The sequence below is a fragment of the Pseudoalteromonas luteoviolacea genome (assembly GCF_000814765.1).
GTDB lineage: Bacteria > Pseudomonadota > Gammaproteobacteria > Enterobacterales > Alteromonadaceae > Pseudoalteromonas > Pseudoalteromonas luteoviolacea_H.
The window spans coordinates 107,600-129,882 of record NZ_JWIC01000005.1 but is presented as its reverse complement, the minus strand read 5'-3'; the positions used below and the strand labels follow the sequence as shown (position 1 = coordinate 129,882).

20 protein-coding genes and 1 tRNA gene are annotated in these 22,283 nt (G+C 41.1%); 17 read left to right on the top strand and 4 right to left on the bottom strand.

The window, feature by feature from the left end; all coding sequences use genetic code 11:
* Positions 1 to 16: 16 nt before the first annotated feature.
* From rpsA to JF50_RS08120, 9 genes are all read left to right on the top strand, one after another.
* Positions 17 to 1,684, top strand: a complete 1,668-nt coding sequence (gene rpsA / locus JF50_RS08155) for a 30S ribosomal protein S1 (RefSeq protein WP_039608972.1) — start codon at positions 17 to 19, stop codon at positions 1,682 to 1,684.
* Positions 1,685 to 1,744: 60 nt separating this feature from the next.
* A complete protein-coding gene (gene ihfB / locus JF50_RS08150) occupies positions 1,745 to 2,035 on the top strand; it encodes an integration host factor subunit beta (protein WP_023401704.1) in 291 nt (96 codons plus the stop codon).
* 48 nt (positions 2,036 to 2,083) lie between these two features.
* Positions 2,084 to 2,320: a LapA family protein gene (locus JF50_RS27510; protein ID WP_327077596.1), complete on the top strand. Its 237-nt coding sequence runs from the start codon at positions 2,084 to 2,086 to the stop codon at positions 2,318 to 2,320.
* Positions 2,317 to 3,453 carry a lipopolysaccharide assembly protein LapB gene (gene lapB / locus JF50_RS08140; protein ID WP_039608970.1) on the top strand — a complete coding sequence of 379 codons (1,137 nt, stop codon included), beginning with the start codon at positions 2,317 to 2,319 and terminating at the stop codon, positions 3,451 to 3,453. Before JF50_RS27510 ends, lapB begins: the two co-directional genes overlap by 4 nt.
* 39 nt (positions 3,454 to 3,492) lie before the next feature.
* On the top strand, positions 3,493 to 4,197 hold the full coding sequence (gene pyrF, locus JF50_RS08135) for an orotidine-5'-phosphate decarboxylase (protein ID WP_039608969.1): 705 nt from the start codon (positions 3,493 to 3,495) through the stop codon (positions 4,195 to 4,197).
* 161 nt (positions 4,198 to 4,358) lie between these two features.
* Positions 4,359 to 5,696, top strand: a complete 1,338-nt coding sequence (locus tag JF50_RS08130; RefSeq protein ID WP_039608968.1) for a DASH family cryptochrome — start codon at positions 4,359 to 4,361, stop codon at positions 5,694 to 5,696.
* The gene (locus tag JF50_RS08125; protein WP_039608967.1) at positions 5,686 to 7,134 is read left to right on the top strand and encodes a cryptochrome/deoxyribodipyrimidine photo-lyase family protein; all 1,449 of its coding nucleotides are present in this window, start codon (positions 5,686 to 5,688) and stop codon (positions 7,132 to 7,134) included. Before JF50_RS08130 ends, JF50_RS08125 begins: the two co-directional genes overlap by 11 nt.
* 5 nt (positions 7,135 to 7,139) lie before the next feature.
* Positions 7,140 to 7,286, top strand: coding sequence for a DUF2256 domain-containing protein (locus tag JF50_RS26690; protein ID WP_080760162.1), 147 nt, complete (start codon positions 7,140 to 7,142; stop codon positions 7,284 to 7,286).
* Between the two features lie 3 nt (positions 7,287 to 7,289).
* Entirely contained in the window at positions 7,290 to 8,861 is a 1,572-nt protein-coding gene (locus tag JF50_RS08120; RefSeq protein ID WP_039608966.1) for a cryptochrome/photolyase family protein, read from the top strand.
* Here JF50_RS08120 and JF50_RS08115 read toward each other — a convergent pair whose 3' ends face one another.
* The 3 genes from JF50_RS08115 to JF50_RS08105 all read right to left on the bottom strand — a co-directional run bounded on the left by JF50_RS08115 (position 8,862) and on the right by JF50_RS08105 (position 14,294).
* Entirely contained in the window at positions 8,862 to 10,058 is a 1,197-nt protein-coding gene (locus JF50_RS08115) for a hypothetical protein (protein ID WP_039608965.1), read from the bottom strand.
* Between the two features lie 85 nt (positions 10,059 to 10,143).
* Positions 10,144 to 11,754 carry a trypsin-like serine protease gene (locus JF50_RS08110; RefSeq protein WP_039608964.1) on the bottom strand — a complete coding sequence of 537 codons (1,611 nt, stop codon included), beginning with the start codon at positions 11,752 to 11,754 and terminating at the stop codon, positions 10,144 to 10,146.
* Positions 11,755 to 11,996: 242 nt separating this feature from the next.
* Positions 11,997 to 14,294, bottom strand: coding sequence for a TonB-dependent siderophore receptor (locus tag JF50_RS08105; RefSeq protein ID WP_052262188.1), 2,298 nt, complete (start codon positions 14,292 to 14,294; stop codon positions 11,997 to 11,999).
* 439 nt (positions 14,295 to 14,733) lie between these two features.
* Here JF50_RS08105 and JF50_RS08100 point away from each other — a divergent pair, with 439 nt between their 5' ends.
* From JF50_RS08100 to JF50_RS08085, 4 genes are all read left to right on the top strand, one after another.
* Entirely contained in the window at positions 14,734 to 15,105 is a 372-nt protein-coding gene (locus JF50_RS08100; protein WP_039608963.1) for a hypothetical protein, read from the top strand.
* An 84-nt stretch (positions 15,106 to 15,189) separates the two neighbouring features.
* Positions 15,190 to 15,280, top strand: a tRNA-Ser gene (locus tag JF50_RS08095).
* Between the two features lie 53 nt (positions 15,281 to 15,333).
* Positions 15,334 to 15,702 (top strand): hypothetical protein, encoded by a 369-nt coding sequence (locus JF50_RS08090; RefSeq protein WP_039608962.1) that lies wholly within the window; start codon positions 15,334 to 15,336, stop codon positions 15,700 to 15,702.
* A 102-nt stretch (positions 15,703 to 15,804) separates the two neighbouring features.
* Positions 15,805 to 16,422, top strand: coding sequence for an FKBP-type peptidyl-prolyl cis-trans isomerase (locus JF50_RS08085; protein WP_039608961.1), 618 nt, complete (start codon positions 15,805 to 15,807; stop codon positions 16,420 to 16,422).
* Positions 16,423 to 16,479: 57 nt separating this feature from the next.
* Here the strand turns inward: JF50_RS08085 and JF50_RS08080 are convergent, their stop codons facing one another.
* Positions 16,480 to 18,897, bottom strand: coding sequence for a methyl-accepting chemotaxis protein (locus JF50_RS08080; RefSeq protein WP_039608960.1), 2,418 nt, complete (start codon positions 18,895 to 18,897; stop codon positions 16,480 to 16,482).
* 188 nt (positions 18,898 to 19,085) lie between these two features.
* Between JF50_RS08080 and JF50_RS08075 the strand changes: the two genes are divergently transcribed.
* From JF50_RS08075 to JF50_RS08060, 4 genes are all read left to right on the top strand, one after another.
* On the top strand, positions 19,086 to 20,078 hold the full coding sequence (locus tag JF50_RS08075) for a cytochrome-c peroxidase (protein ID WP_052262187.1): 993 nt from the start codon (positions 19,086 to 19,088) through the stop codon (positions 20,076 to 20,078).
* 9 nt (positions 20,079 to 20,087) lie between these two features.
* A complete protein-coding gene (locus tag JF50_RS08070) occupies positions 20,088 to 20,696 on the top strand; it encodes a hypothetical protein (RefSeq protein ID WP_039608959.1) in 609 nt (202 codons plus the stop codon).
* 11 nt (positions 20,697 to 20,707) lie between these two features.
* Positions 20,708 to 21,292: a cytochrome P460 family protein gene (locus JF50_RS08065; RefSeq protein ID WP_039608958.1), complete on the top strand. Its 585-nt coding sequence runs from the start codon at positions 20,708 to 20,710 to the stop codon at positions 21,290 to 21,292.
* Positions 21,293 to 21,840: 548 nt separating this feature from the next.
* Positions 21,841 to 22,263: a globin family protein gene (locus JF50_RS08060; protein ID WP_039608957.1), complete on the top strand. Its 423-nt coding sequence runs from the start codon at positions 21,841 to 21,843 to the stop codon at positions 22,261 to 22,263.
* Positions 22,264 to 22,283 lie beyond the last annotated feature (20 nt).

Sequence of the window (22,283 nt, the reverse complement as noted above, 5' to 3'; positions counted from 1 at the left end):
ATGAGACGTATTTAGTATGTCAGAAAATTTTGCGCAGTTATTTGAAGAAAGCCTAAAGGGTTTTGAAGCAGAGCAAGGCTCTATCGTTAAAGGTACAGTTATCTCAATCGAGAACAACATCGTTCTTGTTGATGCTGGCCTTAAGTCTGAAAGTGCAATCCCTGCAGAGCAATTCAAAAATGCTGCTGGTGAACTAGAAGTTGCTGTTGGCGACGAAGTAGATGTAGCACTAGATGCAATCGAAGACGGTTTCGGTGAAACTATCCTTTCTCGTGAGAAAGCGAAGCGTCACGAAGCTTGGATCCGTCTAGAGAAAGCATGTGAAGAGCAAGAAACTGTTATCGGTATGATCAACGGTAAAGTTAAAGGCGGTTTCACAGTTGAAGTTGATTCAATCCGTGCTTTCCTACCTGGTTCACTTGTTGATGTTCGTCCTGTACGTGACACTGCTCACCTTGAAGGTAAAGAGCTTGAGTTCAAAGTAATCAAGCTTGACCAGAAGCGTAACAACGTTGTTGTTTCTCGTCGTGCAGTTATCGAATCTGAGAACTCACAAGAGCGTGAAGAACTTCTTGCTAACCTTGTTGAAGGTCAAGAAGTTAAAGGTATCGTTAAGAACCTTACAGACTACGGTGCATTCGTAGATCTTGGTGGTGTTGACGGTCTACTTCACATCACTGACATGGCTTGGAAGCGCGTTAAGCACCCAAGCGAAATCGTAAATGTTGGTGACGAAATCGCTGTTAAAGTACTTAAGTTCGACAAAGAGAAGACTCGTGTTTCTCTAGGTCTTAAGCAACTTGGCGAAGATCCTTGGGCAGCTATCGCTGGTCGTTACCCAGAAGGCGCTAAGCTTACTGGTCGCGTAACTAACCTTACAGACTACGGTTGTTTCGTTGAGATCGAAGAAGGCGTAGAAGGTCTAGTACACGTTTCTGAAATGGACTGGACTAACAAGAACATCCACCCTTCAAAAGTTGTTTCACTAGGTGATACTGTTGAAGTTATGGTTCTTGAAATCGACGAAGAACGTCGTCGTATTTCTCTAGGTCTTAAGCAGTGTAAAGCTAACCCTTGGCAGGAATTTGCTCGTCTACAGAACAAAGGCGACCAAGTTACTGGTAAGATCAAGTCAATCACTGACTTCGGTATCTTCATCGGTCTTGAAGGCGGCATCGACGGTCTTGTACACCTATCTGATATCTCTTGGAACACTCCAGGTGAAGAAGCGGTACGTGAGTTCAAGAAAGGCGACGAGATCACTGCAATCGTACTTCAGGTTGACCCAGAGCGTGAGCGTATCTCACTAGGCGTTAAGCAAATCGAAGCTGATCCTTTCAATAACTACCTAGACGCAAACAAAAAAGGTGCTATTGTTAAAGGTAAAGTGACTGAAGTTGACGCGAAAGGCGCAACTGTTGAGCTTGCTGAAGGTGTTGAAGGTTACATCCGTGTAGCTGACATCGCTCAAGAGCGCGTAGAAGATGCAACTTCTGTTGTTTCTGAAGGTGACGAAGTAGAAGCTAAATTTGTAGGTGTTGACCGTAAGAACCGTGCGATCAGCCTATCAGTTAAAGCTATCTTCGAAGCTGAAGAGAAAGAAGCTCTAGAGAAGCTTAAGAAAGAAGAGCCAGCATTCGAAAATGCAATGGCAGCTGCTTTCAAAAATGCTCAAAAAGACTAATTCTTAAGTCTAATCAAGAAGGGCACTTTAGCCCTTCTTTTTTTATTTAAAGGAAACGTTATGACAAAGTCTGAATTAATAGAAAAACTTGCTGAACAGCATGCACATGTTCCTGTAAAAGACGTAGAAAATGCAGTAAAAGAAGTTTTAGAACAAATGGCGGGTTCACTATCTGGCTCTGATAGAATCGAAATCCGTGGCTTTGGCAGTTTCTCTCTGCACTATCGCTCACCTAGAACTGGTCGTAACCCTAAAACTGGTGAAACAGTTGAATTAGATGGTAAATATGTACCGCACTTTAAGCCTGGTAAAGAATTAAGAGATCGCGTAAACGCTAGTCTCGAAGGGTAATTGGAGATACCTAATTTGGTTCGAGTTTTAAAAAAGGGACTACTTTTGGTGTTGCTTTTAGTGGCGTTTGTAGTAGGCACACAAAATCCGAATGTTGTTGAAGTAAACTTTATCGTTGCAAGTGCCGAAATGCCGTTAGCGACACTTCTCAGTTTGTGTCTGTTTTCAGGTATATTACTTGGAGTTTTGTTTAATTTGGCCTCAATAGTCAGGCTAAAGCAAAAAAATCATCAGTTACATAAAACGAACAACTTATTATTGAATAAAGATCAAAGCAAACCATGATCGAGCTTTTGTTCTTGCTGCTTCCTGTTGCCGCTGCCTATGGGTATGTAATGGGTAAGAACAGTGCTAAAAATTTGGCACATGAGCAAAATAGAAAAATCACATCAGAATACAGTAAAGGCCTAAAATTCTTACTTGATAGAGAGGAAGATCAAGGTCTTGAACACCTTATACAACTTCTTGAAGTGTCAGCTGACTCCGTCGAACATTACCTTACCCTTGCAACCTTGTTTAGAAAGCGCGGAGAGCTTGATAGGGCAATTAAAATCCATGAATTGCTGATTGAACAACCTAATCTCGATATTGAGCAGGTAAAGTCTTGCCGATTAGAGCTCGCCAAAGATTACATCATGGCGGGGTTGTTAGATGGAGCAGAGTCCAATTTAGTTGTCCTTGTAAAAGCGGGCTTTGATGAAGCTTTAGAGCCGATGATTCAGCTCTATTCACAAACTAGAGATTGGCAAAAAGGCGTTAATATGTATGAAGCATATTCTGAGCTTTTTGCAGATAAAGCGAGTTGTGCGGCAATTGCTAATTTTTACTGTGAAGTCGCAATTGAATCAAATGATAATAAGTACTTTGAAAAAGCAACAAAACTTAATCATCAAGCTGTAAGACCCTTATATGAATTAGGTCTTGATGCTCATGAGCGTCAAGACAATGTTAAAGCCATTTATTATTGGCGTAAGCTGACTTCTGAATTTCCTCAAATTGCACCTCTCGTTATCAATGACCTCCAGTCCTGTTATGAAGCACTAAATATCACCACTGAATTCTATGGATTAGTTGAAGAACTGCTGCCGAATGCGGGTGTGACTATAAAAATAAAACACTGTCAGGGATTAGTTGAATCTGGAAATGTCGCAGAGGCCATCATGTTTTTGACTGATAGTTTAAAACGAGAGCCTTCCATTCGAGGTTTCAGTTATTTGCTTCAGTTATTGAGTGCAAAGAATGTAAAAATTCAAGGTGTGTTAGAAGAGATTGATCATCTAGTTACATCTTATATATCCACTAAACCAGACTATCAATGTAACAAATGTGGCTTTACGAGTCATAAACTATACTGGTTATGCCCATCGTGTAAAACTTGGGAGTCTGTTGTTCCTAGCAGGGGCTTAGATGGATATTAATATTGTATGTGATTCTTTTAAAAGAAAATTAAGGTAATTATGTCAAATATTGAACAAAAAAAAGTGCTAATTGCATTGGATTATGACAACGAGAGTGCGGCTTTAGCATTTGTGTCTCAGCTTTCACCAGACGAGTGTCGCTTAAAAGTGGGTAAAGAAATGTTTACTTACTTTGGCCCTCAGTTTGTCAAAAAGCTAGTAGATCTTGGATTTGACGTATTCCTTGACTTGAAATTCCATGATATTCCAAACACGGTTGCAAAAGCCGTGACTGCTGCTGCTGAATTGGGAGTATGGATGGTTAATGTACACGCAAGCGGCGGCACAGAAATGATGTCAAAAGCAAAAGAGGCGTTAAGCCAATATGGTGATAAGGCCCCTTTGCTAATTGCTGTAACGGTTTTGACAAGCATGGACCAAGCTCAGCTCAGTAAATTGGGCATCGATAAAACACCTCAAGAGCAAGTACTTTACTTGGCAAAGTTGGCAAAAGAGTCAGGGTTAGACGGTGTTGTGTGTTCAGCTCAAGAGGCTGAGACATTAAAATCGCAACTTGGTAATGAGTTTAAGCTGATCACGCCAGGGATCAGGCCTGCGGGTAGCGATGCGGGTGATCAAAAACGTATCATGACACCAGCTAAAGCCATCGAAGCTGGTAGTGACTATTTAGTGATTGGTAGACCAATTACTAAAGCACAAGACCCAGCAAAAGCATTGAGAGATATTAACGCAAGTATCGCGTAATATGCATACAGGTTAGGGCCAGCTGTGTCCTAACCCACCTTTTTTCATTCCAAAGAGTATCCTTTCCTTTTTTCTGTTTTGTCTTTTATAAATCTAGATTGATGTTTGATGCGTACAAATGGGATTAGTAACCGTTTGTAAGGCAGGATAAAACAAGCGTCATGAGTAAAGCTCTTTATTGGTTTACCGACGATTTGAGGCTTCAAGATAATTTAGCTCTCAACTCTACACTTTACGCATCTAACAGCATTATGTTCATTTATGTGTTGGATGATTCTTTATTTTCGGCAACTAACTTTGACCATGTCCACCTTGGGAAAAAGCGGCTCACATTTATTCAGCAATCGCTGGTTGATTTGTCTGAGCAGCTACAGCAACTCGGGTACGAATTATATGTTTTAAAGGGACAAAGTAGAACAGTTCTAAACCAAGTGATAGACCAGATGGGCATTGAGGTCGTTGGTTGTCATCAAGGCGCCGGTTACGATGAGCGAAACACCTTACTACATGTTAAGTCTGACAATGACACGGTCCGTTTTATTCATCAACACAATAATCTCATGTTTGGCCCACAGCAATTAGAGGAAAAAGACTTGAGTGGGTCTTTTTCCAAGTTCAGAAAAAAGGCAGACAAACTCACGGTATCTTCACCTGTTGAAGAGGTGTTCTCAGAGACTTTGCCTCTGCCTTTATCTATCGGTGATGTTCTCTCTACCAAGTACAGATTTGAACTAGTTAGCGCAATGCACACTTGTGCTGATCTCATCGAAGGCGGAGAAAAAGCAGCGCAAAAATATCTAGAAGAATACTTCTCGACCCAAAGCGCATCATCATACAAGCTGACTCGAAATGCATTAGATGGAAAGTATAACTCCACGCAATTTAGTCCATACCTCTCTGTAGGTAACATCTCACCAAGACAGATCATTAACCGGCTTGATATGTATGAGAGAATACATGGCGTAAATGACTCTACGTATTGGATCCGTTTTGAATTGATGTGGCGGGACTTTTTCCACCACAAAGCAATTCAAAAAGGGAGTAGTTTATTTAAGTTTGCCGGAGAAAGGGGAGTTCGACCTTTAACAACATATTATCCACAGCGATTTAAGCGTTGGTGTAATGGTACAACTCAATTCCCACTTGTAAATGCATGTATGAGAGAGTTGAATGAAACTGGATTCATGTCCAATCGAGGCAGGCAGATTGTGGCAAGTTGCTTGGTGAACGAGTTGCAAGTGGACTGGCGATATGGCGCCGCTTATTTTCAGCAACAACTCATTGATTATGATGTCGCTTCTAATTGGGGAAATTGGCAGTATATTGCTGGAGTTGGCGACGATCCAAGAGGTGGCAGGCATTTCAACATAGAAAAACAAGCGCAAATGTATGATCCAGATGGTGCTTTTCAAAGGAAATGGGGAAACGGGGATGAGCAGTTTGACAGTGACGTTGATATGGTTGATTGGCCAGTGATGGGTGTAAAACATGGCCATTAGTGTTGTGTGGATGAAAAGGGACTTGCGTTTACAGGACCATGCTGCGCTCTATGAGGCGTCAAAGACGAGTAAAAAAGTGCTGCTTTTGTATTGTTTTGAGCCGATTATGGTTAAAGACGAACATACGTCGCGCCGCCATTTAAGGTTTATTTCCCAATCCCTTGAGGATATTTCAAAACGCATTCCCTGTGACAGCCTTTATTGTGCTTATGGGAATATTATGGATGTTCTTGAAGAAATTAATCAAGAGGTTGGAATCGATGCATTGTATTCTCACCAAGAAATAGGGTTGGGGTTTACTTTTGAAAGGGACAAGCAGGTTGCGTTGTGGTGTGATAGGCATGGTGTCAATTGGAAAGAGTCGCCTCAAGGGGCTGTGATCAGAGGGCTTAAAGCCAGAACTTGCTGGGACAAAAACTGGCAGAAGGTCATGCGTGAGACGACAGCGGATGTTGAACCTGACAAGATAAATTGGTTTTCAGTTGGTAAGCATTTTTCCATGCATGTAGACATCGCGTGCTTTCATTACGAAGCAGAGGCAGCACACTTTCAGCCCGGTGGAGAGTCACTTGCTTGGCATGTTATCAACTCATTTTTTAATGAGAGAGGGAAGGAATATGCGTTTTCTCTTTCCAGTCCCGAAAAGTCTCAGCACCACTGCTCTCGTCTGTCTGCTCATCTTGCTTGGGGCAACGTGAGTTTGAGGCAGGTATATCAAACCGTCTTAGCGAATTGGAAAAAGCCACATTGGAGACGTTCTCTGGTTGCTTTTACATCAAGGTTGCACTGGCATTGCCATTTTATCCAAAAGTTTGAAAGTGAATGTGATATGGAGTTCAGGTGCGTCAATCGTGCCTACGAAGGCATGCCAAGGGTAAAAGGGAATGAAGCCTCTGCACGACTAAAAGCATGGAAAGAAGGAAACACGGGTGTGCCTATGGTGGATGCCTGTATGCGCAGCTTGATAAAAACAGGATATCTGAATTTCAGAATGCGTGCCATGTTGGTAAGTTTTCTATGCCACCATTTAGAATTAGACTGGCGTGCAGGCGTGACTCACTTAGCAAAGTTATTTTTAGATTTCGAACCAGGAATACACTACAGTCAATTTCAGATGCAGGCAGGGGTTACAGGGATAAATACAATCCGTATTTATAACCCAGTAAAGCAAGGTGAAGACAAAGACCCAGAGGGGGTATTTGTAAAAAGATGGGTCCCTGAATTGGCTGATATACCAGCGCCTTTAGTTCATGCACCTTGGGATTTAACAGAGATGGAGCAAATGATGTACGGTATCGAACTTGGTGTCGATTACCCAACCCCCATTATTGATTTAAAACAAAGCTATACTCAAGCTCAAGCACTTATGTGGCATTGGAAAAAAAGAGAGGATGTAGCGATTGAGGCCAAACGTGTTTTGGCAATACATGTAAGGTAAGCTCGGTGCATAAAAAAGTAAATTTGCCTACGAAAGTGTGTGTGACATGCAATCGCCCGTTCACTTGGCGTAAAAAGTGGGAAAGAGACTGGGCTAATGTCAAATATTGTTCTAAGCGCTGTGCTTCAAACCGTCAGAAAGAGAGTGAATGAAATATGCCTCAAACTTATCAAACACTGCGTTTAATTTTAGGCGATCAGCTTAACGCCAGTCATAGCTGGTACAGTTCGAAAGATGAAAGCACGTTATATGTGATCGCTGAACTAAATCAAGAAACGAGTTATGTGAAGCACCATATTCAAAAAGTTTGTGCCTTCTTTGCTGCGATGAAAGCATTCTCAGTTGCATTGCAAAAAGCGGGTCATCATGTCATTCATCTCACGCTTGACGACACGCATTCGTTTGACACTTTGCCAGCATTAATAGATCACTTGATTAGCAAATATGACATTGCCAAGTTTGAGTATCAATTGCCCGATGAATATCGCCTTCGAGAGCAGCTGAGCATCTATTGTGCTGAGATAGATCTTGACACGTGCGCATATGAATCGGAGCACTTTTATTTATCTGATAGCGAGCTTTCCAACTATTTTTCTGCTGGTAAAAAGCACCGATTAGAAGCTTTTTATCGGAAAATGCGAGTACGCTTTAATATTTTGATGGATGGTGAGAATCCGTATGGTGGCGAGTGGAATTTTGATAGCAATAATAGAAATAAGCTTAAACAAAAAGATTTGTCTGATATACCCGAGCCCTTGATTTTTGCTAACGATGTGAGTGATATCTGGAACAGGCTGAAAAGACATGAGGTGAATACATTTGGCACCTATGAAGCAAACAGTTTGTGGCCAATCACAAGAATGCAAGCGAAAGAGTTGTTGAACACGTTTTGCGAAACTCAACTACCAAAATTTGGCTTTTTCCAAGATGCGATGACTTGTAAAGCTGATGATATGTATACAAAAAAACAATGGAGTTTGTATCACTCGAGGCTATCGTTTGCACTGAACAGCAAAATAATCAGCCCTCAGTTTGTGGTTGATACGGTTATCGCGCATTTTATGCAACATAAACAGACAGTGGATATCGCGCAAGTTGAGGGGTTTGTTAGACAGATCATAGGCTGGCGAGAGTTTGTACGTGGTATTTACTGGGTTAATATGCCAAAGTACGCTGAACTTAATGAACTAGATGCAAAACGAGACTTACCTGACTGGTTTTGGGATGGTAAGACGCATATGAATTGTCAAAAGCATGCGGTTAAGCAGTCTTTAGATTATGCATATGCTCACCATATTCAGCGGTTAATGGTAACAGGAAATTTTTGCCTAATAGCTGGTATTGATCCCAGACAAGTCGATGACTGGTATTTAGGTGTTTATATCGACGCAATTGAATGGGTGGAAATGCCGAATACACGAGGGATGAGTCAATTTGCAGACGGAGGCATTGTTGGCTCAAAAGCGTATGCTGCCAGCGGTAACTATATTAATAAAATGAGCGATTATTGTTCTGACTGTCGTTACGATATTAAATCCGTGGCAGGTGACAATGCTTGTCCACTTAATGCAATGTATTGGCAATTTATGAATACCCATGAGGCACAGTTTGCTGCTAACCCTCGTAACCGTATGGTATACGCAACCTGGCGTAAAAAGCCCCCAGAACAGAGGGTATTAATTTTAGAAAAGGCTCAACATCATCTCAATAATCTCAATGAGCTGTAACTATTGATGTTCAAAGTAGATTCTATAGGTGCTTGACCAAATAGGGTAATCTACCTCGGTGGCGTAGCAGATGAAATTATCAGCAGCTATGCCACTCACAGCAAGCAAATATCTTAGCTTTTCTTTGTGAGTCTCTGGTAATTGACTATGAGCAAAGTCGTTTGCGAGGGGCGTAATTTTTAATTCTGGAAACTCTGGAAACCTTTCTGTCCATAAATCACTGGCTTTGAGCTTGCCTTCCTCTACTTTTTGATTGCTATGATAGCAGCCAATATTGACAGTGCTACAGCGATCAATTTGCTTTTCAAGTAGGACGAGCATCGTGAGCTTTTTTACAGGGTTTTTGATGGATAAGCTGGTCGAGCTACACGGACTTTTATGGTCTAGTGGATTAACCACTTCATCTGGGTTATTAAAAACAAAGGTAACGTCACTATTTTCACTGGGTAATGGGTCAAAGACCAATCCAGAGTTACTTGGTGAATAGGTGCTAAATGCATCCAAAAAACCATCGCTTGAATACTCTTTGGAGACGCCTAGTGTAAACTCATTGGCTTGGAGTACACTATTCGCAGTGACTTCGACTGGACCGTCGAAATGTTCAGGATGAGGGTGAGTATAAAACTGTACAAAAGGAACCGCACCTAAACGCCGTTTGATGCCGGACTTACTGATAAGTGCAACTTCTTGCAAGAAACTTGGATCGTTCTGATTTTCGCGCAAAATATAGATGCAAAAAACCTCTTCAACACTAAATTTGAGTAGGGCTTTCGCGGCATGATAGAGCTGAGCTTTATGATCGGACGCTTCGGAATGCACTTCTTCTTTTTTGGGAGCTTGGATCAAGCGTTTTAAATCGGCATGACTTTTTGCGTTATTTTCAATGCACTGAGAAAACAAGTCAACGACTTGATTAACTTGACTCATTAATGATGGGGGAAGCAGGGGAGTAAGCTTCAGAGACAGTATTTGGAGTGCATGAGTACCAGGGATCTCAACCAAGACTTGCAGACCGCTACTGGCTTTACATGCCGCGAAGAAGCGTTGGCTGTTTGAACGATTGTATTCTAGTAATTTTGCGAAACCGCCAATCGTTTGTGCATGTTCAGGTAAGGTATTGCTCACGGCAATAAACGTTTTTTGGATCCGCTCACCTAAACGAGTTAATTCAGTGCGATTGTGTTGATTAAGTCCCATGCTCTCTGTAATGGTAGTTTTTCATACAAGATTACATGGGACTCCTTCGCTTTAAAAGTAAAATTTACATTTTACTATCAGTTTGTTAATTGCAAGGCTGGATACGAGACCAAGGGCCCCAATCATCCGAGTTCGCTGGATTTTCTCCTTGAACCCACCAGTTGGCTTCGTAGATCACATTCTCATGTGCAACACGATCTCCTTTGAAATACACCTTTTCAGCTGACCAAGAAGGTAAACCATGACAGCCTCCAGACGAGTCACCAACAGTGACTACTTTACTGAGTGTTGCTGATTTTCCTTGGTTATTTTCTGCTGTAAGTGTAATGGTGTATTGGCCTTTAACAGCATACGTATGCGTTGGTGACTGTGTTGTGCTCGTTTTCCCATCACCAAAATCCCACGCGTAAGAAGTCGCGCCGGTGCTCTGATTTTGAAGTGATACGGTTAATCCATTTTGAACAACAGTAAAGTCAGCAATCGGGGCTGGGTCCGATGAACCATCGCAATCACTTCCTTTTCTCCACACATTGCTATATAAGTCTGGTTGAGCACCTTGAGACCACCAAATGGCTTCATAGACAACGCCATTGAATGTTACTTTATCGCCAGGTGAATAACTCTTTGTTGCTAGCCAGTTTTCTCCGCAACTAGGCGGTGTGCCAACACGGACTACTTTAGACGTACTGTTGGTCTGTCCTTTTGTGTCAGTGACGGTTAAAGTGACATTAAACTCTCCATTGGCATTGTAATCATGATTTGGGTTTTCGACGTTTGACGATGCGTTACCTTGACCGAAGTTCCAATCAAATTGAGCGATGCCTTTATCATCTGTAGAAGTGCTTGTGAAATTAACCGACGTGCTATTTACACTATATCTAAAATCAGCGACTGGTGGTTTGTCATTTGGAATATCAATAATACCCGTTTTCTGTTTGATCCAATCTAGGTAGCTAGTCGTTCGAGTAAATGCGGTCGCACCTTGGCAGGCAATCCCCCAACTGACGGTACCAATACTGTAAAAATCATTTCCGACGCGCACTGCGTACGGACCACCACTATCGCCATTACATGCAGAGCGTCCTCCTTCGCCACCACCGCATATAACTGATCCAGGTATTGAAAAGTTGAGCAATGAGCTACAGCTGCTGTTGCTGATAACAGGTAGTTCAGCTTCTCGAAGTACATCACTAGGTCTGCCCCGATTGGAGGTTAATCCCCATCCAGATACAGTGACGTATGCACCAACGTTTGCATATTGAGACTCAATTGCGGCGGTTGGTAATTTTGCAGGGGTATATTGACTGGACGCTGGTGAAGCGAGTTTCAAAAGTGCGATATCATAACCTGAGCGTATACCATTAGCACCACGCCATCTTTCATGATTTATAATCTGAGATACTCTGAGTGTTTGACCATCTCCTCGACTGATTGAGTGCGCACCAACTCGAACGGTTAAGCTTGATGTAGACGCGCTGTCTAGACAGTGTGCTGCCGTTAACACCCAATCTGGGCTGATCAACGTACCGCCACAGCCTTGACGGCCATTCATCAGCAATGCTACTTGGTATGGTCTTGAATAAGCTGGTGTTTCAATTCCCCCTACGACATTCGGGTGAACATCAGTTGGTGGCATAGCATAGGTGTTTGCCGCAGCGATTGTGAGTGCAGATAGTAGTAATTTAACCTTTTTCATGATGTATCTTTTCCTTTATGTGCTCGAAATTGAGCTTGTATATGAATAATCTGAGATACACCAAGATTTCAAGGTTTGATTGAAAAATAAACAGTGGTAAGACTTCTTAAAAAGATTAAGAAAACTTTAACTTAAGCAGGGTTAACAATGATTTGCGTGTAACAATAATTTTACATTGAAGCGATTTTGAAATAAATAAAAAGCGAGCATGGATGCTCGCTTTTGTCCTGAAGCACAATAAATTAGAAGCTGTATCTGGCAGATAGCTTCCAATTTCGGGGCTCACCCCAGTTTACGCGGCCTTGACCAGTTGAAATCGCATCGTAATATTCCTTGTCGAATACATTATCGATGTTCAATGAAACGCTCAGGTCGTCGGTCACGTCATAGCGTGCCATTAGATTGAATAATGTGATTGAACCATGAGTACGAATCTCATCAACTTCAATTGGTGACACCTCCCCCCATCTATTGAGACCGTAGTCAAAGTTGCCTGAAGGGCGTGTACTTTTTACCCAGTAGCTATCTTTCCAATTGACGCCAAAACCAATCGTTAAGTCTTCAATTAAGTCCGTTGGTTGGTATGTCGTGTAGATGTTTAATAGCTGCTCTGGCACCTCAGTATTTAGCTGTGAACCATGTTCGTCTTCTGATCTTGCATATGAATACCCTGCGTAGATATTAAAACCAGGGTGAACTTCACCGCTTAGTTCGACTTCGAAACCGCTTGTTTGAGTTTCATCGATTAGCATGGTGACGGTATTACCATTTGGCGTTTGTTGCTGAGCATATGCAGGATCTGCTTTGGCAACATTATTCCTGTTGCTCTCGAATACAGCAAAGGAGAAATTTAGTAAGCCTATTTCAGCTTTTAAACCAGCTTCAATACTTTCGCCAACAATAGGGGCCTGTAGGTTATCGTCCTTGTCATACGCATTTTGAGGTTCGAATGCATCGGTATAACTTGCGTATAAACTAAACTCATCGTTGATATCGTAAATAAGACCTGCATAGGGCGTGAGTTCATTGCTTACCTCATAGCTGCCTTTGATATTATGAGCAAGTTGTTGCGTTTTACGATTCGTTCTATGCTCGACAACTTCCCAATCTGTTTGTCTAACGCCAATGATTGACTTTAAATTATCTGTGAGTGATAAACGAGTTGCTACATAAAAACCGCTACTCTCATGATTTGTAGTATAATTAGCTGTGTCTATATGTTGGTATGAATAGCGTGCGATGTCGCCTGTCCAGCCGAAGTAATTAATATTTTCAATCGAGATGTCACGCTGTTCGTCTTTTTTATTGTAACCTATGCGTTCTCTATCAAACAGATTAAATCCAACTATCAAGTCGTGTTCACGTCCTAATAATTCAAAACCACCTTGTAAATTAATATCAAATGTTTTTTGTGTGTCTTTCGAGTCACTGATCACAAAGTTATAGTCGTGACCAACTTTAGGGTTTACGGAGCCATCTTTAGCATAAAAATCGTTTGTCCAAACAAAGAACAGGTTGCCGCCTTCCATTTCGATGGTGTTATACGTTGCGATAGTATTTAATTGCCAACCATTGTCAAAGCCATGGTTTAAACTTGCGAATATAGTGTTTTCTTCCAGAGGCCATGAACTGTAGTTTGCTGCAAGGCCTGTTGAGCCTCGTTCCAAGTTCATTAAAGAGCCGTCAATGAAATAATAAGGCGTTGCATGTGAGTTCATTGCGCCTAAAGACTCAGTATCAGCGTATTCATAACCTACGCGAAACAGGGTAGCATCAGTGATATCTGCTTCTGCTGTCATATATATTGATGTTTTTTCTTGGCTGTATCTATCAATGAAGGAGTCTCTGTCATAATGTGCAGCCGCTACGCGTCCACGGATACTACCGTCACTGTTTAATGGTGTTGAAATGTCTAATTCGACACGGTTATTGTTCCAGCGTCCAGTTGTAACACCGACATGACCATCAAGCTCTTTGCTAATGGCACGTTTACGCACTAAGTTTACTGTTGCAGTCGGTGAACCTACGCCTGTCATTAAGCCGTTTGCACCACGCAAAATTTCTACGCGCTCATAGGCAATTGCGTCGCCATTGACGTCTGAGCGGCGGCCTCCGGGAAACTGTTGCACACCGTCTACTTGAACTAAGTTAATGCGTTCACCACGTGCGACAAAAAAAGGTCTATCATGACTTCTAGATGAGCTGGCATAAACACCCGTAGTGTGTTGTAAGATGTCTTTGATATTAACAGACTTCCAATCTTCTAATTGCTGCTGAGTGATTACAGACACTGATTGCGGCGTTTCTTTTAAAGACAAAATCATTTTTGTTGCTGATTTTGTTGCGGCATCTGAGTAGTTACCTGCAGTTGAGGCGGTTACATAAATGCGCTCAATTTCGTTTGCCGTTTGACCGTCATCTGCGACTGTTTCTGCGAGTGCGGGTAAACCTGTTAGCGCAGCGGTTAAAGCGATTGTTACAGGTGTCAAACGAAGTGTATTACGACGTGAGTTAGAAGATTGCAAAATAAAGTTGTCCATAAAATCCTATCCAAAGAACAAATAAATGTCACTGACCTAAATGGCACGTTACAAAGCCCTAGCAAAGTTGAAGGGGAGGGTTGTACCAAATATGGTGTTAAATGATAACGGTTTGCATTATCGTTACGTTAAAGTTTAAGTCAAGCTGAATCGGATGTAGAAACATGATTATTTGTCATATATTAAGTTTTTAATATAACTGAGGATTTTTATTTAAATTAAAGCTAGGTCGTGTAGTCTATAACTAAGGCTGACGTAAAACGCCACCTGGAAAATACCCATCGTTTTTCAAAGTTTGCGCCTTTATAAATACATTTGTGATCTAGAAAAATAAATCATCATACTTTGGTTGTTTTTTAATCTGTGTTTGTTAGTCTAAGAAGTCTTAGTATGGATGTACCTAGTTTGTTACCTGTGAATAAATATAAGAAGATAGGTTATGGGAGATTTATTTCTAAAGAGACGAGAGAACTGGTGGGTCTGGATAACTTGGGGTGGGGTAGGCTGTATTATTTGTCACTACTTACTCAGTTACGTCAGTAATGCTTGGCTATCTCTAACATCACCAGTTTTATTACTTGTTTTGCTCACTGCTTGGATGAATTTCAATAAGCGTTTTGATTTTTTTGCAGCCTTAAAAATATTTATGGTTGTTGCCTCGATTTCGGTTATTCCGCTGTTGGCACAAAAGATAAGCAGCTGGGAAAAAATGATTCATATTGCGGTTGATTCAAGTGCTGTGCTGCTTTGCATAATTATAGTCAGCGTTGTTTGTGCGTTTTTGGCGAGGCGACCAAAACAATATTACTGAACAGCGTTAACTCAAACTATTGTCAAATTATCAAAAAAATACTTTACATATTTTTGAATAGCCCTTATTATGCGCGCCAACAACGGAGAGATGGCTGAGTGGTTGAAAGCACCGGTCTTGAAAACCGGCATACGTTAATAGCGTATCTAGGGTTCAAATCCCTATCTCTCCGCCACCTCATTCCCAAAACCGCCTAATAATGGCGGTTTTTTTCGTTTGGAGAGTTCAATGGCTCAGGATGTTGTTAAACATTGTTCATTATGGATTGTCTTTAGCTTCTTTTATTTAAGCGGCCTAGAAATGGCCGTGATTATGTCAATTGATGGTCAGCCACAGCCCACGCTTTGGCAAACGCTTTTATACACATTTTTATATAACGCGCTTATTGGACATCTCGTTACAAAATACGAAAAATTATGGCCATTTTTAGCGTCAGTTGTCATTTCATTATTCGGCGTAATCGGCTTTGGTGTCTTTTTTGGGGATAAACTTGCAGGTTATAGCAATGAGCTAATTATTGGCTTGGTATTATCTTTACCGTTTGCAACATTTTTGGTGAAGCAGTTAAAATCAAAAAACTTTGAGAATAACGCATAAGCCAGTATTTATAGGGCGTGTATTTGCTTTTCGCCCTATAAGTTATCCCTTGTATATGCTACACTGCGCGTCCTTTTATAATGATAAATAAAGTGAATTTATATGTCAGATTTATTCAATACAGACGCTGGTAAAGCGAGCTACGGTATCGGTCTACAAATGGGCGAGCAATTAAAAGCTAACCCTTTCGAAGGCCTTGACTTAAACGCAGTTTTTGAAGGTATGAAAGACGCTTATACTGGTGGTGAGTTCCGCGTTGAGATCCCTGAGATCCAAGCTGCTTTCGAAAAAATCAACAGCGAAATTCAAGCTCGCCGTGAAGAAGAAGCAAAAGTACTGGCTGCTGAAGGTACTGCTTTCTTAGAAGAGAATGCAAAGCGCGCTGAAGTAACTGTTACTGAGTCTGGTCTTCAGTACGAAGTTATCACTACAGGTGAGGGTGATAAGCCTTCTGCTGATTCAACAGTTCGTGTTCATTACCACGGTACTTTAATCAACGGCACTGTATTTGATAGCTCATACGACCGTGGTCAGCCTGCTGAGTTCCCAGTAAATGGTGTGATCAAAGGTTGGACTGAAGCGCTACAGCTTATGACTGCTGGTTCTAAATTACGTTTATACATTCCGCATGACCTTGCTTACGGTGAGCGCGGTGCTGGTGCATCTATCGCACCTTACTCAACACTAATCTTTGATGTTGAGCTATTAGAGATCCTATAATTTAGGTTATCTTTAAAGCTGCATGCTCGGCCAGCGCTGAGCATGCATTCTTTGTTTCTACTGATCAAAAAATTCGTAAAGTTCGGATAGTGCATTTTGTCTTTCATCGCTTTCCACTAAAAATTCCATTCCATAATACGTGTACTCTTGATTTTTCTCTTCTTTTCTTACCACTCGCGCAGAAATTTTCATTGGTGATTGGCCCATATATTCTTGATAATTTTTCCTTGGTAAATACATTATCAGTGTAAGCTTTGCGTCAATATCCAGTTCTTGGTTTAACTGTTTACTTAATGTAACACCACATCCTACGCAGCTAAGTTCTCGTGTGATCGTAGAGTAGTCCTTCTCTTCAGAGATAATTTTAATTTTAATCTTTGCCTCAAGTCGGTCTGAGCGCCTTTTTTCGTGACGTTTTTTGATTGCATCTTTGTCTTCGTCGAAATGAAACCCATCCATTAAGTTATTTACAAGTTCTGAGGTTTGATAAAGGTCTGCGCCGATCATAGAGACCATTTGTGCTTTTTCAGCATTTTGCTGAAGAGAAGAGAACAAGTGTTGAAGTTTAAGTTGCATTTCATGCATTTGATGGCTTTGCTGCTCAGAACGATGCGCTATTTGGTCATTTGCCGAGATAATACTGTCTATGGTGTTTGTCATGGCTCTTAAGGCCTGCCCACTCTCATCTGAGCGTTGTTTACTGATATCGACCTGATGAATTATATCTGTCATTAAACGTGTTACATCGACGACTTTATGAGTAAGCTGGGATATTACTCCTCTGATTTCATCGGTTGAATTAGCCGTTCTTTGTGCCAAGCTTCTGACTTCGTCTGCCACTACTGCAAATCCACGACCTTGCTCCCCAGCACGGGCAGCCTCAATGGCTGCGTTGAGTGCAATTAACGCAGTTTGATCCGCAACAGTTGAAATAGCATCAGTTACAGATTCTATTTGCTCACTCGCCGATTTAAGTTCCTCAACGCCTGCTGATGCAAGTGTGACGACTTCGACGGTTCTCACCATTTCAGTTAAGTTACTTTCAACGGCTTCAATTCCCGTATCCGCTTCTGTTTTAGCTTGTTCTAGCACCGTTTGACTTTGCTCTATCGCTTGTCCAGATTCTACTAATAAGTCCATAAATGACTCGATGACGCGCATAACCTCTGAGTAACTCGCATTTTCATTTTTTGCAACGGTACTTATTTCAGTTGCAATAGCTGCCACTTGGTGTGCTGAGTGGCCAACCTGTCTTGATTGCCGTCTCACTGTAGAAATAGTCGAGGATAAGGAGAGCGTCATATGATTGAAACTCTCAGAAAGTTGGTTCAATTCATCGTCGGCGCGGATCACAAAGTAATCTTGTTTAGTTTTAAAGTCACCGACGGATATATTCTTAGCTCTATTAAGTAAAGATTTGACACGGTTACGTAATTTACTGCTAAACATGACACTGATCACGCTAGCGATAATGATTGTTAAAACTGAACTTAAAGCGAGGACAACAAACATGTTCGAAAGGGCATTTTGAGTGTCATCAATGCCTTGTTCTGTGACTAACTCAACATGTTGATTCATTTCACGGAGTTCATTAAAAATGGTTTCCGTAAGTGGTTTAATTGTATTGCTCAGGTGATGGGTGGCAAAATTGGATTCTTCGCTGGCTTGTTTTTCAAACGCTAAAATGGTCACGGGTGCAAGCTTTTCACGCTCTTCACTATATGACTCCCAGTATTCAAGCTGCTGGTCGGTAAATAGCTCTTCATAGTCATCAAGAATAGAAACAAACGCATCACTGTTTTTAAACCATGCTTGATCAAACCCATCTATATTTTTCTGTTCTCTAGTTAAAAGAAAAGCACGCAGTTCGGAAATGGCGGTTGCGAAGCTGATCTCAGAGTCAACAAGTAGTTTAAATAATTCTATTCTTTCTTCATCAAGGTCTTGTTCACTTTCGATTTCAATGAGTCGAGCTAATAACTGTACCATAGACTCGGCTAGAGGGATTGCCTCTGTCACCAGCAATTTAACGGCAGGTTCATTGTCAAGTGTATTAGCAATGTTAGATATCACTGATTGTTCTTGTTTCAGTTTGAGCAGGTTGGTCCGAATGACAGATAGTTTTGCATCACTGAATCCAGTTTGTTTTGCAAAATTGCTTAATTGTGAAAAGTCTTGCTCTATTTCTTGCCAAGCTTCATCGCGCTTCGCTATGGCATTTTTTCGAGCTTGCTCATTACTGCCTGTGATGATTTGTTCTTCTAACGCTATTAGGGAGTCCAGTATATGCATCTTCAAATCAGAATTTACATTTACTAAAGGGATAGAGACTGATGAGACCTGAGTAAAATTGCCAGCCAGCGTACCCGTACTCAGGTAAACGAAGAAGTTACTAAATATACCTAAAGAGGTAATAACGCCAAACGCTAACAGCATTTGCGCAGCAATGCCCGGAACGAAACGAGAAATTTTCATATTTTGTTGTGAGCTCTTATTTTTAGCAGCTTAGGATGACGATTTGTACCTAATTATATGGTTTTACTAAACTTTTATTAAAAGCTACTAATTTTTTGATTTATTGAAAAATATAGACAATCCTTCGATAAGGTCAAAGTTTATATCCAAATATTTACAATTGATGGTAAACATTGTGGGGGCGAGGAATGAATTGTAACAAGTGGGTTCTGCTTACGTTAGCGCTGGGGTTGAGCGCCAACGTGGTGGCTGTTGATTCGCCAGCGTATGGCAATTTAGCAACACCAGATGTGGATGATATAGAGTATTTTGATGACGAAGAGCCGACTGAGCGGGAGGTTGAGTTAGGTAAAATGCTCTTTTTTGATCATAGACTGTCAAAAAACCAGAACCAGTCTTGTGCAACATGTCATAACCCTGAACTCGGTTTTAGCGATGGACTCGCGAAGGGAATTGGCAGCGGTGGAGATATTTTAGGACGTAATGCGCCGCACCTTTATAACCTTGCGTGGTCAGCTATCTTTTTTTGGGATGGTCGTGCGCAAACATTAGAAGAGCAGGCGCTTGGCCCCATTGTTTCAGATGTGGAAATGCAGATGACACCAAAAGAAGCTGTGGGCAGACTTAAAAAAATTCCTTTTTATAAAAAGGAATTCAAAGAAATTTATGGTGCAGTTACGTTTGAAAATATAGGTAGAGCAATCGCGGCATTTGAAAAAACCATAATTAGTGACAACTCTGCATTTGACCAATATCTTGCGGGCGAAAAAGAAGCCATGTCCCATTCAGCTGTCAGAGGCCTACAGCTGTTTGTAGGCAAGGCGCGTTGTGTAAAATGTCATGATGGCGCTAACTTTACCGACGATAGCTTTCATAATATCGGCATTGAGGATAATGACGACGGTCGGTTTTTAATCGACCCCAATAGTAAGCTGAAGGGGGCCTTTAAAACCCCAGGTCTAAGAAATATCATTATGAGTGCGCCTTATATGCACGATGGCTCCCTAGCGAGTTTGGAGGAAGTTGTTGAGCATTATGACCAAGGTGCGGTGAATGTTAAAAATGTGAGCCCACTGATAGTACCACTTAATTTAAACCCACAAGAAAAAGCAGACCTCATCGCATTTATGGCTGCACTGACTGATCCTGTTGTTATACAGCGACCTAAACTACCAAACTAAGGAGTAGAGATGAAACAGTATATGTTAATTGGCATAAGCTTATGTTCGATGTTTTCGGCGCATGCAGCAGTATTAACTGGGGAGTTGGAATTTGTTAAGAGACCATCTTTTGTTGGGGTTGTTTACGCAAAAGGAGGAAAGGGACCAAGTACAGCAGAGCTTGATCAGTCTAATAAGGTGTTTGATAAAAAAGCCGTTGTGATAGGTAAAAATGGTGAGATTACATTTAAGAATTCCGATGAATTTCAGCACAATATTTTCGCCAATGACCCAAATTCTGGGGTAAAGTTCGACGTTGGCTTGATGAATCAAGGCCAGACTACCAAAGTGTCTGCCGACTGGAGCGAGAATACCTTGACTAGAATAGGGTGTAAAATCCACCCTAAAATGCGTAGCTATATCGCTAATGTAAACTCCGATGCATATCAAGTTCTGCCATTTACGAAAAAACAAAAGGTGTACCCGATTAACCTTGATGTTGGCACGCACACTGAATTTGTTTTGCAAATTCCTAAATATGATTTGGTTGAGCTCAAATTGGCAAAAGGGCAAGAAACCAGCGTTGATGTGATGTACAAAGGTAAAAAGCGCGCCACTTTGAAGCTTGCTCTTAACTAGGAAAATTAAACATGACTCGTATAATCAAAATGCTATGTGTCAGTATTGGTTTGTGTGCATGTTCAGTTTTAGCAAATCCGTTTGGCGTATATCCTTTCAAAATGCCAGAGAAATACAAAGAAGCGTTAAAAGATTATAGAACTCAATGGCATAGGGTGACAGGGTTTGAGCATTCAGGCTTACACTGGCAGCAATTTATTGTCGTCTTTTTAAACCAAGATGTGAAAGTCTACGAAAATAACTATTTAGAATATCTCCGGTATTATCAAGATTACGATGAAGAAGAGGATGAAGACGAAGTTGCAGAGCCCAACTTTAAGCCGTACCAACCGGGTACAATTGTGTTGAAGGAGAACTTTTCTTCCCAATCTGGTGCGCCACACGACGCATTGACTGTTACAATGATGATAAAGCGTGAAAAGGGATATTCAAAAGGGTTTGGTGATTGGGAGTATGTGCAATTCGATAAAGAAGGGACAATTATTTTGTCGGGAAAAGGCAGTGAGCCAGCCATTAAGCACATGTGTTCAAATTGTCATGCAAGCATTGAAGAGCGAGATTTCATCTTTGCTAACTTCTATTCTAGGAAAAAATAATCACATCAAGCTGGCTTTTTACTAGCCAGCGGGGTTGTTTCTGCTCTAAAAATAAAGTCAGTACGCTTATAATCGGGCTACAGTTGGTTGTTGAGTACGTCAATTTTGATATTACATAAAGATTAAAGTGTCTATAAATCTTACGAGTATTTGTGATACGTAAGTGTCTTTTGTGCAATTGGCCTCAAGGCGGCATGAGCTTACTCGGTTATTCTTATTTACATAAAAAATGATTCAACAGTTCACCAGTAATATACAGCTAAGACGCCATTTATCCTGTTTTAGATCCATTAAATTCATTTTCTGATAATCGTTAAATAAACTGACTTAAGCTTTTAATGTCAAGAACCAGCTGTTTAATTGGTCCGCACAAAAAATAGATGGGACTTTAATCAATCTCTTATGGTGTAAATTGATTTTTTCTCATTAAGAAGTGTATGAAACCAATTGGGGGAATATCTTAGTTTGTTGTTCATATAGGTATTATTAGCAAGATGGCGATATAGGGTCTAGAGTTGTAAAAATACCAATAATGTATGAGTGTCAGAATGAGTTTAACAACGAGACAAAAGCAGCTGGTGCAGCAAAGTTTCGCAAAGGTAGAGCCGATCGCTGAACAAGCAGCAGAGATATTTTATACAACGTTATTCGAATATGACCCGTCACTGAAAGCGTTGTTCAAAAATAGCATAAAAAGCCAAGGGCAAAAGTTAATGGCGACACTGAAGGTTGCTGTGAATTCGCTGGATGACCTCGATGGACTTGTTCCAGTTTTACATAAGTTGGCAGAGAGACATGTAGGTTATGGGGTTAAAGCGGAGCATTTTACATTTGTTGGAAATGCATTGCTTTATACCCTGAAAAAAGGGCTTGGAAGTGAATGGAATCAAGAGCTAAGAGAAGCTTGGGTAAGCGTATTCAGACTCGTAGCTACTGTGATGAAAAGCCATGCGTTTAATACGAGACATTAAATAATATTTATATTCTTGCG